Consider the following 16,505-nt stretch of genomic DNA (forward strand, 5'->3'; position numbering starts at 1 on the left):
CGTCTAGGAGCCGATCGAATCCCGCATGCTCTTCAGCAGCGTCTTCGCGCCGAGTGAAATCAGCGTGTGGTCCGAGCCCATGGCGAGCAGCCGGAAGCCCATCGAAACGACCCGCCCGGCGATCGCCGGTTCGATGACATAGATCGCGGCATGCTTGCCGGCCTTGCGTGTCCGCTCGGCGATCGACGCGACCGTCTCCATCATGCTTTCCAGCGTCGAACTGACGGTGGCGCCGTTCGACCAGGCGATCGAGAAATCCGACGGGCCGACGAAGATGCCGTCGATGCCGGGCGTATCCAAAATACCGTCCAGCGCCTCGAGGGCCGCCCGCGTCTCGACCATGGCAAAAGCCATGGTGCGCTGGTTCGTATCGCGCAGCCATTCGGCATGGTCGCCCTTGCCGTGACGCGGGAAGGCATAAGTCGGCCCCCAGGAACGCTCGCCCAGCGGCGGGTATTTCATCGCGGCGGCGAACTGCCTTGCATCGGCCACGGAGTTCACCATCGGCGCGATCACCGCCTCGGCCCCGAAATCGAGCGCGCGGCTCGCCATGTCGAAGCGCCCGACCGGAATGCGCACCAGCGCCGGCTTGTTGGCGGCCAGCACCGGCACCAGGCCGCGCAGCACGCTGTCCTCGTGATGGCCGCCATGCTGCATGTCGAGGGTGACCGCATCGAAACCCTGCTTGGCGATGATCTCGACCGTCAGCGCATCCGGCACGCCCGACCATGCGGTGAAAAGCGTTTCGTCGGCGGCCAGGCGGGATTTGAGCGACATCGGAACTTTCCTTGTTAACAATCCGCAGTTTCGGCCGGAAACGACGCTAAGGCAAAGAAAAACCGCCCGGTTTGGCCGGGCGGTCGATTGGTCCAGTCAGAGCAATTCCAGGAAAAGTGTGTAACGGTTTTCCGTCCGGAATTGCGTAAAAACAAAGAGATAGGGGATGATGCCGAAAAGCGTGAAGCGGTTTTCCGGCGACATCATGCCCATACAGCCTCAGGTGTTCTTGATCTGCTCGATCGCCTGCGCCATCAACTCGTCCATGGTGCGGCGGATCTGATGGTCGGACTGATTGACGCCGGCGGCGTCGAAATCCTTGCGGATCTTGCGGAAGACGTCGTGGTCGCCCGCTTCCTCGATATCGGAGACCACCACTTCCTTGGCATAGGCTTCGGCATCGGCGCCGGACTTGCCGAGTTTCTCGGCGGCCCACAGCCCAAGCGCCTTGTTGCGGCGCGCCGAGGCCTTGAAGCGAAGTTCCTCGTCAAAGGCGAATTTGCGCTCGAAGCCCTCTTCGCGGTCTTTCATGCTGCTCATGACGTCCCTCCGATCAATCCGATTCGCTTGGCGATGAATATGTGTGATGGGCAAGCACAAACCAAAAGGCCGCGAGCCGGTCAATATGCTTCGTCGCATGCTGCGCTGCGGCATTTCGGTTCCGAAAGCGGTTGATTGGCGGGATTTGCCGATTGAGCAAACAGGACGATTGCGATAACACCGGCATTGAACGCCGCCTTCGCCATACTAACTTAGGCAAACGGACAGGAACTGGTCACTTGCCGCCTGCCCGCAGATCCAGAGAAAAAATCAGATGAAAAATCGCCGCCGCATCTACGAAGGCAAGGCCAAGATCCTCTATGAGGGACCTGAGCCGGGGACGCTGATCCAGTTTTTCAAGGACGATGCCACCGCCTTCAACAAGAAGAAGCATGAAGTGGTCGATGGCAAGGGCGTGCTCAACAACCGCATTTCCGAGCACATCTTCAATCACTTGAACCGCATGGGCATCCCGACCCATTTCATCCGCCGGCTCAACATGCGTGAGCAGTTGATCAAGGAAGTCGAGATCATTCCGCTCGAGGTCGTCGTGCGCAACGTCGCCGCCGGCTCGCTGTCCAAGCGCCTCGGCATCGAGGAAGGCACCGTGCTGCCGCGCTCGATCATCGAATTCTACTACAAGGCCGACGCGCTCGACGACCCGATGGTGTCGGAAGAGCACATCACCGCCTTCGGCTGGGCAAGCCCGCAGGAAATCGACGACATCATGGCCTTGGCCATCCGCGTCAACGACTTTCTCTCCGGCCTGTTCCTCGGCGTCGGCATCCAGCTCGTCGACTTCAAGATCGAATGCGGCCGCCTGTTCGAGGGCGACATGATGCGCATCGTCGTCGCCGACGAGATCTCGCCGGATTCCTGCCGGCTGTGGGACGTCGCCACACAGGACAAGCTCGACAAGGACCGTTTCCGCCGCGACATGGGCGGCTTGGTCGAGGCGTACCAGGAAGTTGCCCGCCGTCTCGGCATCATCAACGAGAACGAGCCGCCGCGCCCGACAGGTCCCGTGCTCGTCGCTTCCTCCGAGGCGCCCAAGGGCCTGAAGCACTAAAGTACTGACGGGCCTGCCAGACAATGGCAGGCCTTTTTTGCCAAACGACGATCTCCCAGGAGCATTGATGAAAGCCCGTATCACCGTGACCCTCAAGAACGGCGTCCTCGACCCGCAGGGCAAGGCGATCGAGCACGCGCTCTCCGGGCTGGGCTTCGACGGCGTCGGCCAGGTGCGCCAGGGCAAGGTGTTCGACATCGAGCTCACCGGAGCCGACAAAGCCAAGGCCGAAGCCGACCTCAAGGCCATGTGCGACAAGCTTCTGGCGAACACGGTGATCGAGAACTACGCGGTGGAGATTGCCTGACAATGAAATCAGCCGTCGTCCTCCTGCCTGGCCTCAACCGCGATCGCGACATGATCGCGGCGCTGACCAAGATTTCCGGCCAGGCGCCGGCGACCGTCTGGCAGACCGACACGGAAATCCCCGATGTCGATCTGATCGCCATCCCCGGCGGCTTCTCCTTCGGCGACTATCTGCGCTGCGGCGCGATCGCGGCGCGCATGCCGGTGATGCGGGCGGTCGCCGAAAAAGCCGCCAAGGGCGTGACCGTCGTCGGCGTCTGTAACGGCTTCCAGATCCTGGTCGAGGCGGGATTGCTGCCCGGAGCGCTGATGCGCAACGCCTCGCTGAAGTTCGTTTGCCGCCAGGTGAAGCTTGAAATCGCCAACGCCAACACCATGTTCACGCGCGGCTATCAGCCCGGACAGGTCATCCGCTCGCCGGTGGCGCATCATGACGGCAATTACTTCGCCGACGCCGAGACGCTCGCCCGCCTCGAAGGCGAAGGCCAGGTGGTGTTCCGCTATGCCGAAGGCACCAATCCCAACGGCTCGATCAACGACATCGCCGGCATCGTCAACGACAAGGGCAACGTGCTCGGCCTGATGCCGCATCCCGAGAATCTGATCGAAGCGGCGCATGGCGGCAATGACGGGCGAGCGCTGTTCGAGAGCGCGCTCGGCATCGCGGCTTGATCCTTTAACATCCTATCGGAACAACATCTTATCGGAACGCGGGGGGCGGACTGACCATGGAACCGACGATTGCTCGCCTTGCTCTCCTGGCCGCCGCCGGGCTTGCCTTGGCTTCCTGCCAGTCCAGCCCCAAGTCAACGCCGGTTCCGTCAGGCAAGAGCGCCTCTCTGCTTGCCATGGAGCAGGTCGCCATCGCCGCGCACAAATGCTGGATCGCCAGCAAGGACCCGGCCTTCAAGGCCTACCAGATGGCGAACGAGCTCAATTCCTACAGCGGCACGCCGCGCTTCCTGCTGGTGCCGGCAAAACATTATGGCGGCAAGCCGCTGCTGGTCGTGCAGGCGCAAGGCAGTTCCAGCCGCGTCGACGTGTTCGGGCCGCTGATGAATGAGCCACTCGGCGCGCGCATCGGCGCCGACATCGCCCGCTGGCAGGCCGGCAATCCGTCCTGCTCGGCTGCCGCGTGAGGTTGCGATGGGCCGGTTCCTGCAGATCGCGGGGCTGGTTGTCGGGCTGATTGCGCTTGTCCTGCAATTCGCCATCACCATGCCGGCATCCATGGCCGCAGGCCGTGGCTTGCTCGGCTCGATCGTCTTCTATTTCAGCTTCTTCACCATCCTGACCAACATCGCGGCGGTGATGGTGCACGCTTCGCTGCTGTCACCCGCCGGCTATGCCTGGTTCCCGGCCTTTGCCGGGCAGCGGATGCGGACCGGCGTGGCGGTGGCCATAACCCTGGTTTTCATCGTCTACGCCACGGTTCTGGCGAGGCTCTGGCAGCCGCAGGGCTTGTTCCTGCTCTGCGACGTCCTTTTGCACTATGTGACGCCGGTGATGTTCGTGCTGTGGTGGCTGGTGGCGGGCGCCGATGGCAGGCGGCAGTGGAGCGACATCGCCTGGTGGATGATCTACCCGGTAGCCTATCTCGCCTACGCGCTGATACGCGCGCCCCTCGCCGGCGAAGTACCTTATCCGTTCCTCGACGTCGCCAAGAACGGCGCGGCCAGCGTCGCCGTTTCGGCCCTGGGCGTCACGGCGTTATTCGTCGGATTGAGCGTGCTTGCCGTGCTAATCGATCACGGCATCGGCCGATTGCGGGGAAAACCCGCAACCGGCATCCAACCGAGCAGCCGATAGGCATCACTCCCAGAACGCCCGGATGCCTTCGCGATGGGCGTCGCAGCGCGAGACGCCGATATCCTTGAGCTGCTCGTCCGTCATCTCCAGCAGCGCAAGGCGGCCGCGCCGACGTTCGAGCATGCGGTCAATCTGCCTCGCGATGGAACGGAGCACAACCACGAAGCGACCGACGAAGCCGCGATGGGCCAAGGGCTCGGTCTGCGCGCCAACAGCCGGGCGAGCGTAGCGAATTGTCTCGATTGTATCCATTTCCGTTCTGCCTTGTCTCAATTGTACCTTTCCAATCGCCGGCTCGATATGGATTGACTCATCGCGCGGTGCAATATAGAAAATTGTCACCATGACAAATTGGCTCCCCGATCTTTCCTCTGGCTCCGGTCCGCTCTATCAGCGTCTTGCTGACAGCATTGAGTCAGATATCGACAAGGGCGTCATCGATGCCGGTGCAAAACTGCCGCCGCAGCGCGACCTCGCCTATGACATCGGCACAACGGTCGGCACCATCGGCAGGGCCTATCAACTGCTGCGCGAGCGGGGTCTGGTGAGCGGCGAGGTTGGCCGCGGCACCTATGTGCTCGGCCAGCGGACGGAGACCCCGAAACCCGATGTCGAGGCAGGCTTGCAAGGCACGCGCCTCATCGACGCGCCGAGCGGCAAGCTGCGTTTCGACAGCACCGCCGCGCCCGATGTCGGCCAGGGCGCGGTGATCGCCGACGTGCTGGCGCGCACGGCGCAGGAGCATCCGCACGACATTTCGAGCTATACGCGGGATTTTCCCGAACGCTGGTACGAGGCTGGCAGCCGCTGGCTGGCGCGCAACGCCTTCCGCCCCTCGCCCGATTCGATCGTGCCGACGCTGGGCACCCACGCCGCGGTCATGGCTGCGATCGCGGCGCTGACCATGCCCGGCGATTACGTCGTCTTCGAGCACCTCACCTATTCGCAAATCGCGCGCAGCGCGGGGCTGATCGGGCGCCGCATTGCGCTGGTTCTGACCGACGACAACGGTATCGACCCGGACGATTTCGAGCGCGTCTGCGCGCAGAAACATCCAAAGGTGATGTTCCTGATGCCGACCGCGAAGAACCCGACGCTGGTGACCCTGTCGGCGGAGCGGCGGCAGGCGATCGCGACGATTGCGCGCGAGTACAATGTCGCGCTGATCGAGGACGATCTTTACGGCGAACTCACCGACGACCCGACGCCGCTGCTGGCCGAATATGCGCCGGAGCGCACCATCGTCGCCGGCGGCCTGTCCAAATCAGTCGCCGCCGGCGTGCGCGGCGGCTGGCTTTCCTGCCCGCCGGCCTATCGCCACCGCATCCGCGTCGCCCACAAGATGATGACCGGCGGCCTGCCTTTCCTGCTGGCCGAGGTCGGCGCAAGGCTGGTGACGTCGGGCCAGGCGGGCGAGATCCGCAAGCGCGGCATCGCCGAAATCCAGGCGCGCCTCGCCATCGTGCGCGACGTGCTGGCGGGGTTCGACATCAAGGCAAGGGACAACGTGCCCTTCGTCTGGCTGACCTTGCCGGACCCGTGGCTGTCCGGCACCTTCAAGAACGCCTGCCTGGCGCAAGGCGTGCTCATCGACGACGAGGACGAGTTCAAGGCCGGCCGCTCCGAGCAGGTCTTTCACGGCGTGCGCTTTGGCGTGTCGCAGCCCCGGCAAAGCAAGGATGTCGCCGGCGGCGTCGCCGTCATCCGCCGCCTGCTCGACGAAGGCCGCGCCGGCTACGACAGTTTTTCCTGATCAAGCCGGCGGGCCCCAGAGCCTGGGCATCTCCGCAGAGGCAGTTTTCCGGCGTTTTTCGTCATCCGATGGGGTGTATCGCGCGAAAGCTTGCGATAAGAGGAGACTCAAGGAAGCTCCCCTCTCCCACGGACAAAAATCGCCGCTCATGACTATTTCCAATTCCGTGCCGATCACCCCCGAGCTCGTCGCCGCGCATGGGCTGAAGCCCGACGAATACCAGCGCATCCTCGATCTGGTCGGCCGCGAACCAAGCTTCACCGAACTCGGCATCTTCTCGGCGATGTGGAACGAGCACTGCTCCTACAAATCCTCGAAGAAATGGCTGCGCACCCTGCCGACCAGCGGCCCGCGGGTCATCCAGGGTCCCGGCGAGAATGCCGGCGTGGTCGATATCGGCGACGGCGACTGCGTCGTGTTCAAGATGGAGAGCCACAACCATCCGTCCTACATCGAGCCCTATCAGGGTGCGGCGACCGGCGTCGGCGGCATCCTGCGCGACGTCTTCACCATGGGCGCCAGGCCGGTGGCGGCGATGAACGCGCTGCGCTTCGGCGCGCCGGATCATCCCAAGACCCGGCATCTCGTTGCCGGCGTGGTTTCGGGCGTCGGCGGCTACGGCAATTCCTTCGGCGTGCCGACCGTCGGCGGCGAGGTCAATTTCGATGCCCGCTACAACGGCAACATCCTGGTCAACGCTTTCGCGGCGGGCCTCGCCAAGACCAACGCCATTTTCCTGTCGCAGGCCAAGGGCGTCGGCCTGCCGGTCGTCTATCTCGGCGCCAAGACCGGGCGCGACGGCGTCGGCGGCGCCACCATGGCCTCGGCCGAATTCGACGACAAGATCGAGGAGAAGCGTCCGACCGTGCAGGTCGGCGATCCCTTCACCGAAAAATGCCTGCTGGAAGCCTGCCTCGAGCTGATGGCGTCCGGAGCCGTCATCGCCATCCAGGACATGGGCGCGGCCGGCCTGACCTGCTCGGCGGTCGAGATGGGCGCCAAGGGCGACCTCGGCATCGAGCTCGATCTCGACAAGGTGCCGGTGCGCGAGGAGCGCATGAGCGCCTATGAGATGATGCTGTCGGAAAGCCAGGAGCGCATGCTGATGGTGCTGCGCCCCGAGAAGGAGGAAGAAGCCGAGGCCATCTTCCGCAAATGGGGCCTCGACTTCGCCATCGTCGGCAAGACCACCGACGATCTGCGCTTCCGCGTCATCCATCAGGGCGACGAGGTCGCCAACCTGCCGATCAAGGACCTGGGCGACCAGGCACCGGAATATGACCGCCCCTGGATCGAGCCGAAGAAGCCGGCGCCGCTCGCCGCGAACGATGCGCCGAAGGCCGATGTCGCCGACGCGCTGCTGAAAATGCTGGGCGGGCCGGATCTCTCTTCGCGCCGCTGGGTGTGGGAGCAGTACGACACGCTGATCCAGGGCAATTCGCTGCAGCTTCCGGGCGGCGACGCCGGCGTCGTGCGCGTCGAGGGTCATCCGACCAAGGCGCTGGCCTTCTCCTCAGACGTCACGCCGCGCTACTGCGAGGCCGACCCGTACGAAGGCGGCAAGCAGGCCGTGGCCGAATGCTGGCGAAATCTGACCGCCACCGGCGCCCTGCCGCTTGCGGCCACCGACAACCTCAATTTCGGCAATCCGGAGCGGCCCGAGATCATGGGCCAGTTCGTCGGCGCGGTTAAGGGCATCGGCGATGCCTGCCGCGCTCTCGGTTTCCCGATCGTCTCCGGCAATGTCTCGCTCTACAACGAGACGAACGGCCGCGGCATCCTGCCGACACCGACCATCGGCGGCGTCGGGCTGATTGCCGACTGGTCGAGGATGGCGCGTATCGGCTTTGCCGCCGAAGGCCAGATGATCGTGCTGGTCGGCGCGCCCGCCACCTGGGGCAGCCATCTCGGCCAGTCCGTCTATATGCGCAACATCCACGGTCGCGCCGACGGTCCGCCGCCGCCCGTCGACCTCGATCATGAGAAGCGCGTTGGCGACCATGTGCGCGCGCTGATCGCCTCCGGCATCGTGACATCGGCGCACGACGTCTCCGACGGCGGCCTGGCGATAGCGCTCGCCGAAATGGCGATGGCCTCCGGCATCGGCGCCACCGTTCCGGGGCTCACCGGCACCGATCCGATCCCGGTCTGGTTCGGCGAGGACCAGGGCCGCTACCTGCTGACACTGTCGATCGACTCGCAAAGCGGCGAATGGGACAGGATCCGCGAAGAGCAGGGCATGCTCGGCATCTTCGCGCCCTGGATCGGCACCACCGGCGGTCGCGAATTGAAGCTCGGCGAGGCCCGGCCGATCCCGGTCAGCGAGCTGAAGGCCGCCCATGAGGGCTGGTTCCCGCGCTTCATGGATCAGGCCAGTTGACCGGGCTAGAAGCAATCCTTTTTTATGCGACATGATTTAACCGCCAGGGCGCTGATTGCAGTCGTCTTCTGGCCGTCCCTATTCTTCTTCTGGTTTCTCGGGCCGTTCGTCCTGTTCCTGTTGTCGACGACCTCGAGCGAGGTCTGCCCGCGGCTGGAAACCCGCGACGAGTTCCTGGCCGCGGCCAACGGCACGCTGCCGATGCTGATATTGCAGTCCCTGATCTACGCCGTTCCAGTCGTCTGCCTAGTGCTCTGGAACAGACTTTCTCCGGAGCCGGCGCGAGCAAAGCACGTCGCGACCTCTATCAAGCTCTTCACCGTCGCTGCGTTGATCGGGGCTATTTGGGACTATGGCTCGTCCTTGACCTGCGACGGCTATGGCCAGCCCTTCTTTTCAACCGCATGGCGGATGACGAGCTATCTTCCGATCGTCAGCCTGTTGATCAACCTGCCGCTCTACGTGCTGGTCTTCAGCCTCGGCCGCGCCTATTCGACGCGCGATGACATCACCGAAGACGGCGTGGTTCATTCGAGCCAGGATAACCCATAGCGCCTCATCACCCGACGGAACGGCTTCAATCCGGGCTGGAAAGGCTTTAGGCTCACCCGAGTCACACCATACAGCCCGCCCGCTTGAAACAGGATTTTGCCATGGCAATGGATGCCCACGACATCGAAAAACTGATCAAGGAAGGCATTCCGGACGCAAAGGTGACGATCCGCGACCTGGCTGGCGACGGCGATCATTACGCGGCCGAGGTCGTGGCCGAAAGCTTCCGGGGCAAAAGCCGTGTGCAGCAGCACCAGATGGTCTACAACGCGCTGAAGGGCAATATGGGCGGCCTGCTGCACGCGCTGGCGCTGCAGACCAGTATTCCCGACTGAGCGCCGGCGCCGCTCAGGCTTAGCCCAAAATCGCGATATCCCTTGCGCCATTGGGCCGGCGTCGCGGCTAACGTCTTGTTTCAGCCAACCTATGGGTTTATTTGAAGGACATGTTTCGAGCCTGACTCCCACAGGCGTGAAAGGACCGTCCATGACCGGAATCAACGACTACATCGACAATGAAGTGAAGAGCAATGACGTCGTGCTCTTCATGAAGGGCACGCCCGGCTTCCCGCAATGCGGCTTCTCCGGCCAGGTGGTGCAGATCCTCGATTACATCGGGGCCGACTACAAAGGCGTCAACGTGCTCGACTCGGCCGAACTGCGCCAGGGCATCAAGGACTATTCCAACTGGCCGACCATCCCGCAGCTCTATGTGAAGGGCGAATTCGTCGGCGGTTGCGACATCGTGCGCGAAATGTTCCAGGCCGGCGAGTTGCAAGACTTCCTGGTCGAAAAGGGCGTCAGCGTCAAAGGCGCCGCCTGATTCAATTTTGCTCGCCGGCGCGGAGGCTAACCCTCGGCCGGCAAGCATCGCTCGGGGCCGCCCCCACCTCGGCAACATAACCCCCGAGTCTCGGGGATGAGACGAACCAGCGCGCCGGCCAGCCGGCGCCTGTTCGTTTGAAAGATCGGACTTTGCCGTGGACAAGCAGATAGAAGCGTCGCAACGGGCAAGCAGCTTGCCCATTCCGCGCTGGGAATTCATCGCGCTCTGCGCGGCGCTCATGGCGCTCAACTCCTTGGCCATCGACATCATGTTGCCGGCGCTGCAGCAGATCGGCGCCTCGCTCGGCGTCGAGAGCGAGAACCACCGCCAATATGTCATCACCGCCTATATGCTCGGCTTCGGCGGCGGGCAGCTTTTGTTCGGGCCTATTTCGGATCGCTTCGGGCGCCGAGCGCCACTGGTCCTTGGCCTGGTCGTCTATGTCGTGGCTGCGGCCGCCGCCGCCATAGCTCCCAGTTTCACCCTGTTGCTGACCTGGCGTCTCATACAGGGCATCGGCGCGGCCGCGACCCGCGTCATCGCCGTCTCGATCGTGCGTGACACGTTCGAAGGTCGGCGCATGGCCGAGGTGATGTCGCTGATCTTCATGGTGTTCATGGCCATCCCTGTCATCGCGCCCGGCATCGGCCAGTTCGTCATGCTGTTCGCCAGTTGGCACTGGATTTTCGTGACCATGGCTATCGGCGCGTTGATCGTTTCGACCTGGGCTCTGCTGCGCCTGCCGGAGACACTCCATCCGGAATATCGCCGGCCGCTGACGGTAAGCTCCGTCGTCAGCGGCTTCCGCATCGTGCTCACCAACCGGCTCACGCTTTGCTATGCATTCGCCAGCACGTTCATTTTCGCCGCCATGTTCGGCTTCATCAGTTCGGCGCAGCAGATCTACATCGACGTCTTTCATGTCGGCGAATTGTTCCCGCTGATCTTTGCCGGCGTCGCCGGCGTGCTTGCCTTCTCCAACTATCTCAATTCGCGGTTGGTCGGACAGATTGGCATGCGCCGCCTGTCGCAAGGCGCGCTGCTCATCTTCCTGTGCATCAGCCTTGCCTGGCTCGTGGTCTCGCTGGAGATACAGATGCCGCTCTGGCTCTTCGTCGCTTTCTTTGCCGGGGCGATGCTGCCATTCGGCGGACTGGGCGCGAATTTCAACGCTTTGGCCATGGAGCCGCTCGGCGAGCTCGCCGGCACGGCGGCATCCATCCTGGGCTTCATGCAGACCTTCCTCGGTGCCCTCATCGGCGCGGCGATCGGCCAGGCCTATAACGGCACGGTCACGCCCCTGGCCGCTGGCTTCTGCAGCGTCTCGGTCGCGGCTTTGCTGATGATCCTGATCGCCGAGCGGGGCAGGATGTTCCAGCCCCACAATCCCCCTGTTTCGGGGCACGTCACTGATCTGCATGAAAACAAAGGCTTAAAGCGCGTTGCCTGAATCCGCTTCACCGCGACGCGCTTTAATTACTATCCGGCCGGCAGATCGCCGGCCGAGCGCAAATTACCCTACTCAGCCCAGAGCTCGCGGCGCAACTCGTCCCAGCTTTGCTTGTCCGGCGCGACCAGCAGGCCGCCGTCGACATGCGACGGCAGGTAGGCGCTGCCGTCGACGCGCGCGACATGGCCGCCGGCTTCCTGGTGGATCAGCGCGCCGGCGAGATGATCCCAGGGCATCAGCTTGTTGTAGAGCACGAAATGGGCGTGACCGCTGGCAAGCAGCCGATATTCATGCGCCGCGCAGCGATAGGCGAATTGCGACAGCGTCTTGGTCTGGTTGCGGGCAAGCCGCGAGCGCTCAGGCTCTTCGAGAAACTGCCAGGAAACCGCGCCGGTCATCTGCGCCATGGGCACCGGTGCCGCGACGCGGACCTTCTCCAGCGCGCCGTGCGCGTGGCGGATGTGGCTGCCCGCGCCCTTGGCGCCGATCAGCCAGTCCTTGCCGACCGGATCGTGGATGATGCCTGCGACAGTCTCGCCGTTGACCACGACGCCGGCCATGACGCCGAACAGCGGCACGCCGGAAGCGAAGTTGAAGGTGCCGTCGACCGGATCGATGACGAAGGCCAGCGCGGCATCGCCAAGGCCAGACAGCAGCGCCGGGTTGTCGGAGCAGGCTTCCTCGCCAACCACCATGGCGTCGGGATAGCGTTCGCGCAGCCGGGCGGTGATCAGCCTCTCGGCATTGACGTCCGCCTCGGTCACGAGGTCGGCGGCGGACGTCTTCTGGCGCACGTCGCCCTCGCCCAGCCGGCGGAAGCGCGGCATGATTTCAGTCCTGGCGGCGTCGGCAAGAAGCTCGGCCAGCCAGTCGATCAAGCGGTCGTCAAATTTCATCGGAAATGTCTCGTCCTGGGTTCGCGTCTAGAGCGTGATGCCGAAAAGTGTGAAGCGGTTTTCGGACGACATCATGCTCTACTTCTTTGATTTAGAGCCGGATTCAGATTTCAGGTCGAACAGACCTGAAATCATCCGGCTCTAGCCCCGCGAAGTCGAACAGCTTCCTGTCCAGGAGATGCGAAGGCCTTACATTGGTCATGGCGCGGATCATCGTGTCCTTGCGGCCCGGCATGCGCCTCTCGATGTCGTCGAGCATCGCCTTCATGGCATTGCGCTGCAGCCCTTCCTGGCTGCCGCAGAGGTCGCACGGAATGATCGGGAATTTCATCGCGTTGGCGAATTTCTCGAGGTCGGCCTCAGCGCTATATGCGAGCGGCCGCAGCACCAAGACGTCACCTTCGTCATTGAGGAGCTTGGGCGGCATGGCGGCGAGACGCCCGCCATGGAACAGGTTCATGAAGAAGGTTTCGAGTATGTCCTCGCGGTGATGGCCGAGCACCAGCGCCGAGCACCCCTCCTCGCGCGCGATGCGGTAGAGATGGCCGCGCCGCAGCCGCGAGCAGAGCGAGCAATAGGTGCTGCCCTCCGGCAGCTTGTCGGTCACCACCGAATAGGTGTCTTGGTATTCGATGCGGTGCGCGATGCCGTTGGCATTGAGATAATCGGGCAGGATGTGCTTCGGGAAATTCGGCTGGCCCTGGTCGAGATTGCAGGCGAGCAGTTCGACCGGCAGCAGGCCGCGCCATTTGAGGTCGAGCAGCAGCGCGAGCAGGCCATAGGAATCCTTGCCGCCGGAGAGCGCCACCAGCCAGCGCTCGCCGGGTTTCACCATGGCGAAATCCTCGATCGCCTGGCGCGTCAGCCTCAGCAGCCGCTTGCGCAGCTTGTTGAATTCGACCGAGGACGGCACGTCGGCAAACAGCGGATGGAAGCCGCCGTCGGTCTCGTCGCCGATCGGCTCGAGCGTTTTGACATCTGGCAGCATATTCATGGCGCCGGCCCTGCGTTCTGTTGGCGCCCGGCTTAGCGGACATAGCGGACAAAGAAAAGGCCGCCTCGAGAGGCGGCCTTGGATGATGCGGCTGATCGATGTCGATCAGCGCGAGTAGAATTCGACGACCAGGTTCGGTTCCATCTGCACGGCGAACGGAACGTCCGACAGGCCGGGAACGCGAGCAAAGGTCGCGGTCATCTTGTTGTGGTCGGCTTCGATGTAGTCCGGCACGTCGCGCTCGGCGAGACCAACCGATTCCAGCACGATCACGAGCTGCTTCGACTTCTCACGCACCTCGATGAGGTCGCCCGGCTTGCAGCGATACGAACCGATGTTGGTGCGCTTGCCGTTGACATTGACATGGCCGTGGTTGACGAACTGACGGGCGGCGAAGATGGTCGGCACGAACTTGGCGCGGTAGACGACCGCGTCGAGACGCGACTCGAGCAGGCCGATCAGGTTCTCGGAGGTGTCGCCCTTGCGGCGGTTGGCCTCTTCATAGACCTTGCGGAACTGCTTTTCCGAAACATCGCCATAGTGACCCTTGAGCTTCTGCTTGGCGCGCAGCTGCAGGCCGAAGTCGGAAAGCTTGCCCTTGCGGCGCTGGCCGTGCTGGCCGGGGCCGTATTCACGCTTGTTGACCGGGGACTTCGGGCGGCCCCAGATGTTTTCGCCGAGACGGCGGTCGATCTTGTATTTCGCGGATTCGCGCTTGCTCATCGCATTCCCTTTCAAAACAATATACCCGGAACCCCATGGCTCCGGGCGAAGGAAACGCGCCCTCCTCTGGCCTCCGTTTTCGAGACCTGACAGGGTTTTCCACGCAAAGCGACGGAAAACCCACGGGACACGTCAAAGAAACCACCGGGCGTCGCCACCCGGTGTTGTGGGCCTGTTAAACACAGATTTAACCGCTGTCAAGCTTGTGGCTGGCGGCGCCGACGGCAACCCGATATCATCTTAGCGTTGCATGCGGCGCTGGGTGTGACGGAAAGTTGCACGCCGGCGCCATCAGGCGGCGTCTTCGGACGCAAACGCCCTGCACATGATGAATTGACTGAAGCAGAGGAGTCCGAATTCCCATGAAGAAGTTCTTCCTTACCCTGACTGGAGCCGCTGTGTTGGCCGGATCGATGGCGGTCATGACGCCGGAACCGGCCATGGCCAGGTATTGGCATGGCCACACGCAGGTGTGCCGCGTCGTTGTGAAGAAAAAAGTGGTCTGGCGCCACGGCCATCGCCATGTCGTGCGCTACAAGACGCGGCATTGCTGGTGGCGCCGCTAGCTGATGTTGCGGCAAAGGGGTTAACGGAGGCCCGCAGCCGACGCCGCGGGCCTTTCATTCGATCTAAGACTTCTTGCCTGGCAGACTCTTGCGCTTGGTCTCGGCGAACTCCTCGAGCTGCTTCTCGCTCATCGATTCATACATCTCGCGCGACGCGCCTTTGAGTTCGCTCTTTTTCGTCTCGCCGCGCTTGGCGGAAAGCGCTGCGCCGGCGGCCTTTTGCTGGGCTTGCGATTTGGCGGGCATGGCGGGTTCTCCTTTGCTGCGGGAGAAACGCCGCGGTTCGACAGCAGTTCCGGCCTGGCGGCTAAGTCCTTCGCAAGCTTGCGGCATCGGCGATCTTCAGCGACAGCCTTCCCGCGCCCGGAGCGCCAGTGTAGGACGGCTGCATGAAATCGCTGACCGATCCCTCCCAGGCGCTCTCCACCGGCCTCGCCAAAATCCGCACCGAGTTCCACGTGCCGGATGGATTTCCGCCGGAGGTAGCGGCCGCGGCGGAAGCGGCAGCCAGGCGTGTGCCCGACCAGCATGCCGATCGCACCGCGGTGCCCTTCGTAACACTCGATCCGGCAAGTTCCACCGATCTCGACCAAGCGTTCTCGATCGAGGCCAGCGGCGGCGATCTTCTCTTGCATTATGCCATTGCCGACGTTGCCTGGTTCGTCGAGGACGGCGACGCGATTGATATCGAAGCCTGGAACCGGGGCGAAACGCTCTATTTGCCGGACGGCAAGGCCGGGTTGTACCCGTCGGTGCTCGCCGAGGCTGCGGCGAGCCTGCTGCCCGATGGACCGCGCCCTGCGGTTATCTTCACGGTCCGGGTTGCCGGCGACGGCGCGGTGAAATTGGACGGCGCGGAACGGGCCATTATCCAAAGCCGCGCGAAGCTCGCCTATGACAGCGTGCAGCCCTCGGACGTTCCAGCCGGCTTCGCGGAACTGGCGCGGCACATGGCGGCAAACGAAGAGCGGCGCGGCGCCTCGCGCGTCGATCCGCCCGAGCAGGAGGTGGAAAAGCTCGCCGACAGCACGTTCCGGCTTTCGTTCAGGCCGCTGCTGCAATCCGAGCAGGACAATGCAGCACTTTCGCTGGCCGCCAATATGGCGATTGCCGACGCCATGCTGGCGCACAAGACCGGGTTGTTCCGGGTGATGTCGGGGCCGGACGCCTCCAAGGTGCAAAGACTGCGCAACGCGGCACAGGCGCTTGGGCTTTCCTGGCCCGCCTCCACCAGCCTGCGCGACTATCAGCGCACGCTCGATCCGGCCGATCCGAAACAGGCCGCGCTGATGCTGGAAATCCGCCGCGCAGGCAACGGTGCGTCCTACCAACCCTATCACGAGGGTTTCGTCCCCTGGCATGAGGCGATGGCCGCGACCTATGCGCATGCCACCGCGCCGCTCAGGCGGCTGGCCGACCGCTATGTCGTGCGCTGCACGCTGGCGATCGCCAACGGCCAGCCCGTGCCGCAGGTCGTCACCGACGCGTTCGTCAGATTGCCGAAGGTGATGGGGCGTGCGGATGCCCGCGCTTCGCAGATCAACCATGCCGCCATCGACCTCGCCGAGGCGGTCATGCTCGAGGGACGCGAGGGCGAGACGTTCAAGGCCGTCGTCACCGACTTCGTCGACCATGGCGTGCGCGCGCAGCTTGCCGACATGCCCGTCGTCGCCAACGTGAGGGCTTCCGGGCTCAGACAGGGCGACGATCTCAACCTGAAGCTGGTCTCGGCCGATCCGGATCAGCGCAGCATCGTCTTCGAGCCTGTTTAGCGGCTGGGTGAAGGCGCGTTGAGATTCAGGTCAGGCCGAGTCGAAAATGGCGGGTTCCGAGAACCGGAGCGGAGCGTACTTAAGGTACGTGAG

The 16,505-nt window shown here is 63.6% G+C and carries 20 protein-coding genes; 13 read left to right on the forward strand and 7 right to left on the reverse strand.

Translation table 11 applies throughout. The features are described 5' to 3' along the window. Positions 1–3: 3 nt before the first annotated feature. Together FJW10_RS01255 and FJW10_RS01260 are read right to left on the reverse strand one after the other, a co-directional pair. Entirely contained in the window at positions 4–777 is a 774-nt protein-coding gene (locus tag FJW10_RS01255) for an HpcH/HpaI aldolase/citrate lyase family protein (RefSeq protein ID WP_040981238.1), read from the reverse strand. A gap of 219 nt (positions 778–996) precedes the next feature. Next, a complete protein-coding gene (locus FJW10_RS01260) occupies positions 997–1,317 on the reverse strand; it encodes a DUF1476 domain-containing protein (RefSeq protein WP_140830356.1) in 321 nt (106 codons plus the stop codon). A gap of 274 nt (positions 1,318–1,591) precedes the next feature. Between FJW10_RS01260 and purC the strand changes: the two genes are divergently transcribed. The 5 genes from purC to FJW10_RS01285 all read left to right on the forward strand — a co-directional run bounded on the left by purC (position 1,592) and on the right by FJW10_RS01285 (position 4,501). Then, on the forward strand, positions 1,592–2,386 hold the full coding sequence (purC, locus tag FJW10_RS01265; RefSeq protein ID WP_040995384.1) for a phosphoribosylaminoimidazolesuccinocarboxamide synthase: 795 nt from the start codon (positions 1,592–1,594) through the stop codon (positions 2,384–2,386). Positions 2,387–2,450: 64 nt separating this feature from the next. Next, a complete protein-coding gene (gene purS, locus FJW10_RS01270; RefSeq protein ID WP_140650819.1) occupies positions 2,451–2,693 on the forward strand; it encodes a phosphoribosylformylglycinamidine synthase subunit PurS in 243 nt (80 codons plus the stop codon). Positions 2,694–2,695: 2 nt separating this feature from the next. Beyond that, positions 2,696–3,364 carry a phosphoribosylformylglycinamidine synthase subunit PurQ gene (purQ, locus tag FJW10_RS01275; RefSeq protein WP_140710352.1) on the forward strand — a complete coding sequence of 223 codons (669 nt, stop codon included), beginning with the start codon at positions 2,696–2,698 and terminating at the stop codon, positions 3,362–3,364. Between the two features lie 56 nt (positions 3,365–3,420). Continuing rightward, complete coding sequence (locus tag FJW10_RS01280) at positions 3,421–3,831, forward strand: hypothetical protein (RefSeq protein WP_140897793.1); 411 nt, start codon at positions 3,421–3,423, stop codon at positions 3,829–3,831. Between the two features lie 7 nt (positions 3,832–3,838). Then, positions 3,839–4,501: a Pr6Pr family membrane protein gene (locus tag FJW10_RS01285; protein ID WP_140897795.1), complete on the forward strand. Its 663-nt coding sequence runs from the start codon at positions 3,839–3,841 to the stop codon at positions 4,499–4,501. A 3-nt stretch (positions 4,502–4,504) separates the two neighbouring features. On the opposite strand, the gene FJW10_RS01290 is transcribed toward FJW10_RS01285, so the two are convergent. Then, positions 4,505–4,753 carry a DUF1127 domain-containing protein gene (locus FJW10_RS01290; RefSeq protein ID WP_140898224.1) on the reverse strand — a complete coding sequence of 83 codons (249 nt, stop codon included), beginning with the start codon at positions 4,751–4,753 and terminating at the stop codon, positions 4,505–4,507. A gap of 91 nt (positions 4,754–4,844) precedes the next feature. Between FJW10_RS01290 and FJW10_RS01295 the strand changes: the two genes are divergently transcribed. From FJW10_RS01295 to FJW10_RS01320, 6 genes are all read left to right on the forward strand, one after another. Then, entirely contained in the window at positions 4,845–6,254 is a 1,410-nt protein-coding gene (locus FJW10_RS01295) for a PLP-dependent aminotransferase family protein (protein WP_140897797.1), read from the forward strand. A 148-nt stretch (positions 6,255–6,402) separates the two neighbouring features. Then, complete coding sequence (gene purL, locus FJW10_RS01300) at positions 6,403–8,634, forward strand: phosphoribosylformylglycinamidine synthase subunit PurL (RefSeq protein WP_140897799.1); 2,232 nt, start codon at positions 6,403–6,405, stop codon at positions 8,632–8,634. A 24-nt stretch (positions 8,635–8,658) separates the two neighbouring features. After that, the gene (locus tag FJW10_RS01305; protein WP_140897801.1) at positions 8,659–9,186 is read left to right on the forward strand and encodes a hypothetical protein; all 528 of its coding nucleotides are present in this window, start codon (positions 8,659–8,661) and stop codon (positions 9,184–9,186) included. A 101-nt stretch (positions 9,187–9,287) separates the two neighbouring features. Beyond that, a complete protein-coding gene (locus FJW10_RS01310) occupies positions 9,288–9,521 on the forward strand; it encodes a BolA family transcriptional regulator (RefSeq protein ID WP_140647507.1) in 234 nt (77 codons plus the stop codon). 151 nt (positions 9,522–9,672) lie between these two features. Further along, positions 9,673–10,008, forward strand: a complete 336-nt coding sequence (grxD, locus tag FJW10_RS01315; protein WP_059185116.1) for a Grx4 family monothiol glutaredoxin — start codon at positions 9,673–9,675, stop codon at positions 10,006–10,008. Between the two features lie 157 nt (positions 10,009–10,165). Further along, entirely contained in the window at positions 10,166–11,461 is a 1,296-nt protein-coding gene (locus FJW10_RS01320) for a multidrug effflux MFS transporter (protein WP_140897803.1), read from the forward strand. 68 nt (positions 11,462–11,529) lie between these two features. Here FJW10_RS01320 and FJW10_RS01325 read toward each other — a convergent pair whose 3' ends face one another. The 3 genes from FJW10_RS01325 to rpsD all read right to left on the reverse strand — a co-directional run bounded on the left by FJW10_RS01325 (position 11,530) and on the right by rpsD (position 14,074). Continuing rightward, positions 11,530–12,357 (reverse strand): inositol monophosphatase family protein, encoded by an 828-nt coding sequence (locus FJW10_RS01325; RefSeq protein ID WP_140897805.1) that lies wholly within the window; start codon positions 12,355–12,357, stop codon positions 11,530–11,532. A 103-nt stretch (positions 12,358–12,460) separates the two neighbouring features. After that, positions 12,461–13,345 (reverse strand): tRNA 2-thiocytidine(32) synthetase TtcA, encoded by an 885-nt coding sequence (gene ttcA, locus FJW10_RS01330; RefSeq protein ID WP_181177382.1) that lies wholly within the window; start codon positions 13,343–13,345, stop codon positions 12,461–12,463. A 111-nt stretch (positions 13,346–13,456) separates the two neighbouring features. Next, complete coding sequence (gene rpsD, locus FJW10_RS01335) at positions 13,457–14,074, reverse strand: 30S ribosomal protein S4 (protein WP_140677426.1); 618 nt, start codon at positions 14,072–14,074, stop codon at positions 13,457–13,459. 362 nt (positions 14,075–14,436) lie between these two features. Between rpsD and FJW10_RS01340 the strand changes: the two genes are divergently transcribed. Further along, positions 14,437–14,640 (forward strand): hypothetical protein, encoded by a 204-nt coding sequence (locus tag FJW10_RS01340; RefSeq protein WP_140830371.1) that lies wholly within the window; start codon positions 14,437–14,439, stop codon positions 14,638–14,640. A 63-nt stretch (positions 14,641–14,703) separates the two neighbouring features. Here FJW10_RS01340 and FJW10_RS01345 read toward each other — a convergent pair whose 3' ends face one another. After that, positions 14,704–14,886 (reverse strand): DUF3008 family protein, encoded by a 183-nt coding sequence (locus FJW10_RS01345; protein WP_140830373.1) that lies wholly within the window; start codon positions 14,884–14,886, stop codon positions 14,704–14,706. Positions 14,887–15,029: 143 nt separating this feature from the next. On the opposite strand from FJW10_RS01345, the gene FJW10_RS01350 reads away from it, so the two are divergent. After that, positions 15,030–16,412 (forward strand): RNB domain-containing ribonuclease, encoded by a 1,383-nt coding sequence (locus FJW10_RS01350; protein WP_140897809.1) that lies wholly within the window; start codon positions 15,030–15,032, stop codon positions 16,410–16,412. Positions 16,413–16,505 lie beyond the last annotated feature (93 nt).

The sequence above is a fragment of the Mesorhizobium sp. B4-1-1 genome, assembly GCF_006439375.1.
Lineage (GTDB): Bacteria > Pseudomonadota > Alphaproteobacteria > Rhizobiales > Rhizobiaceae > Mesorhizobium.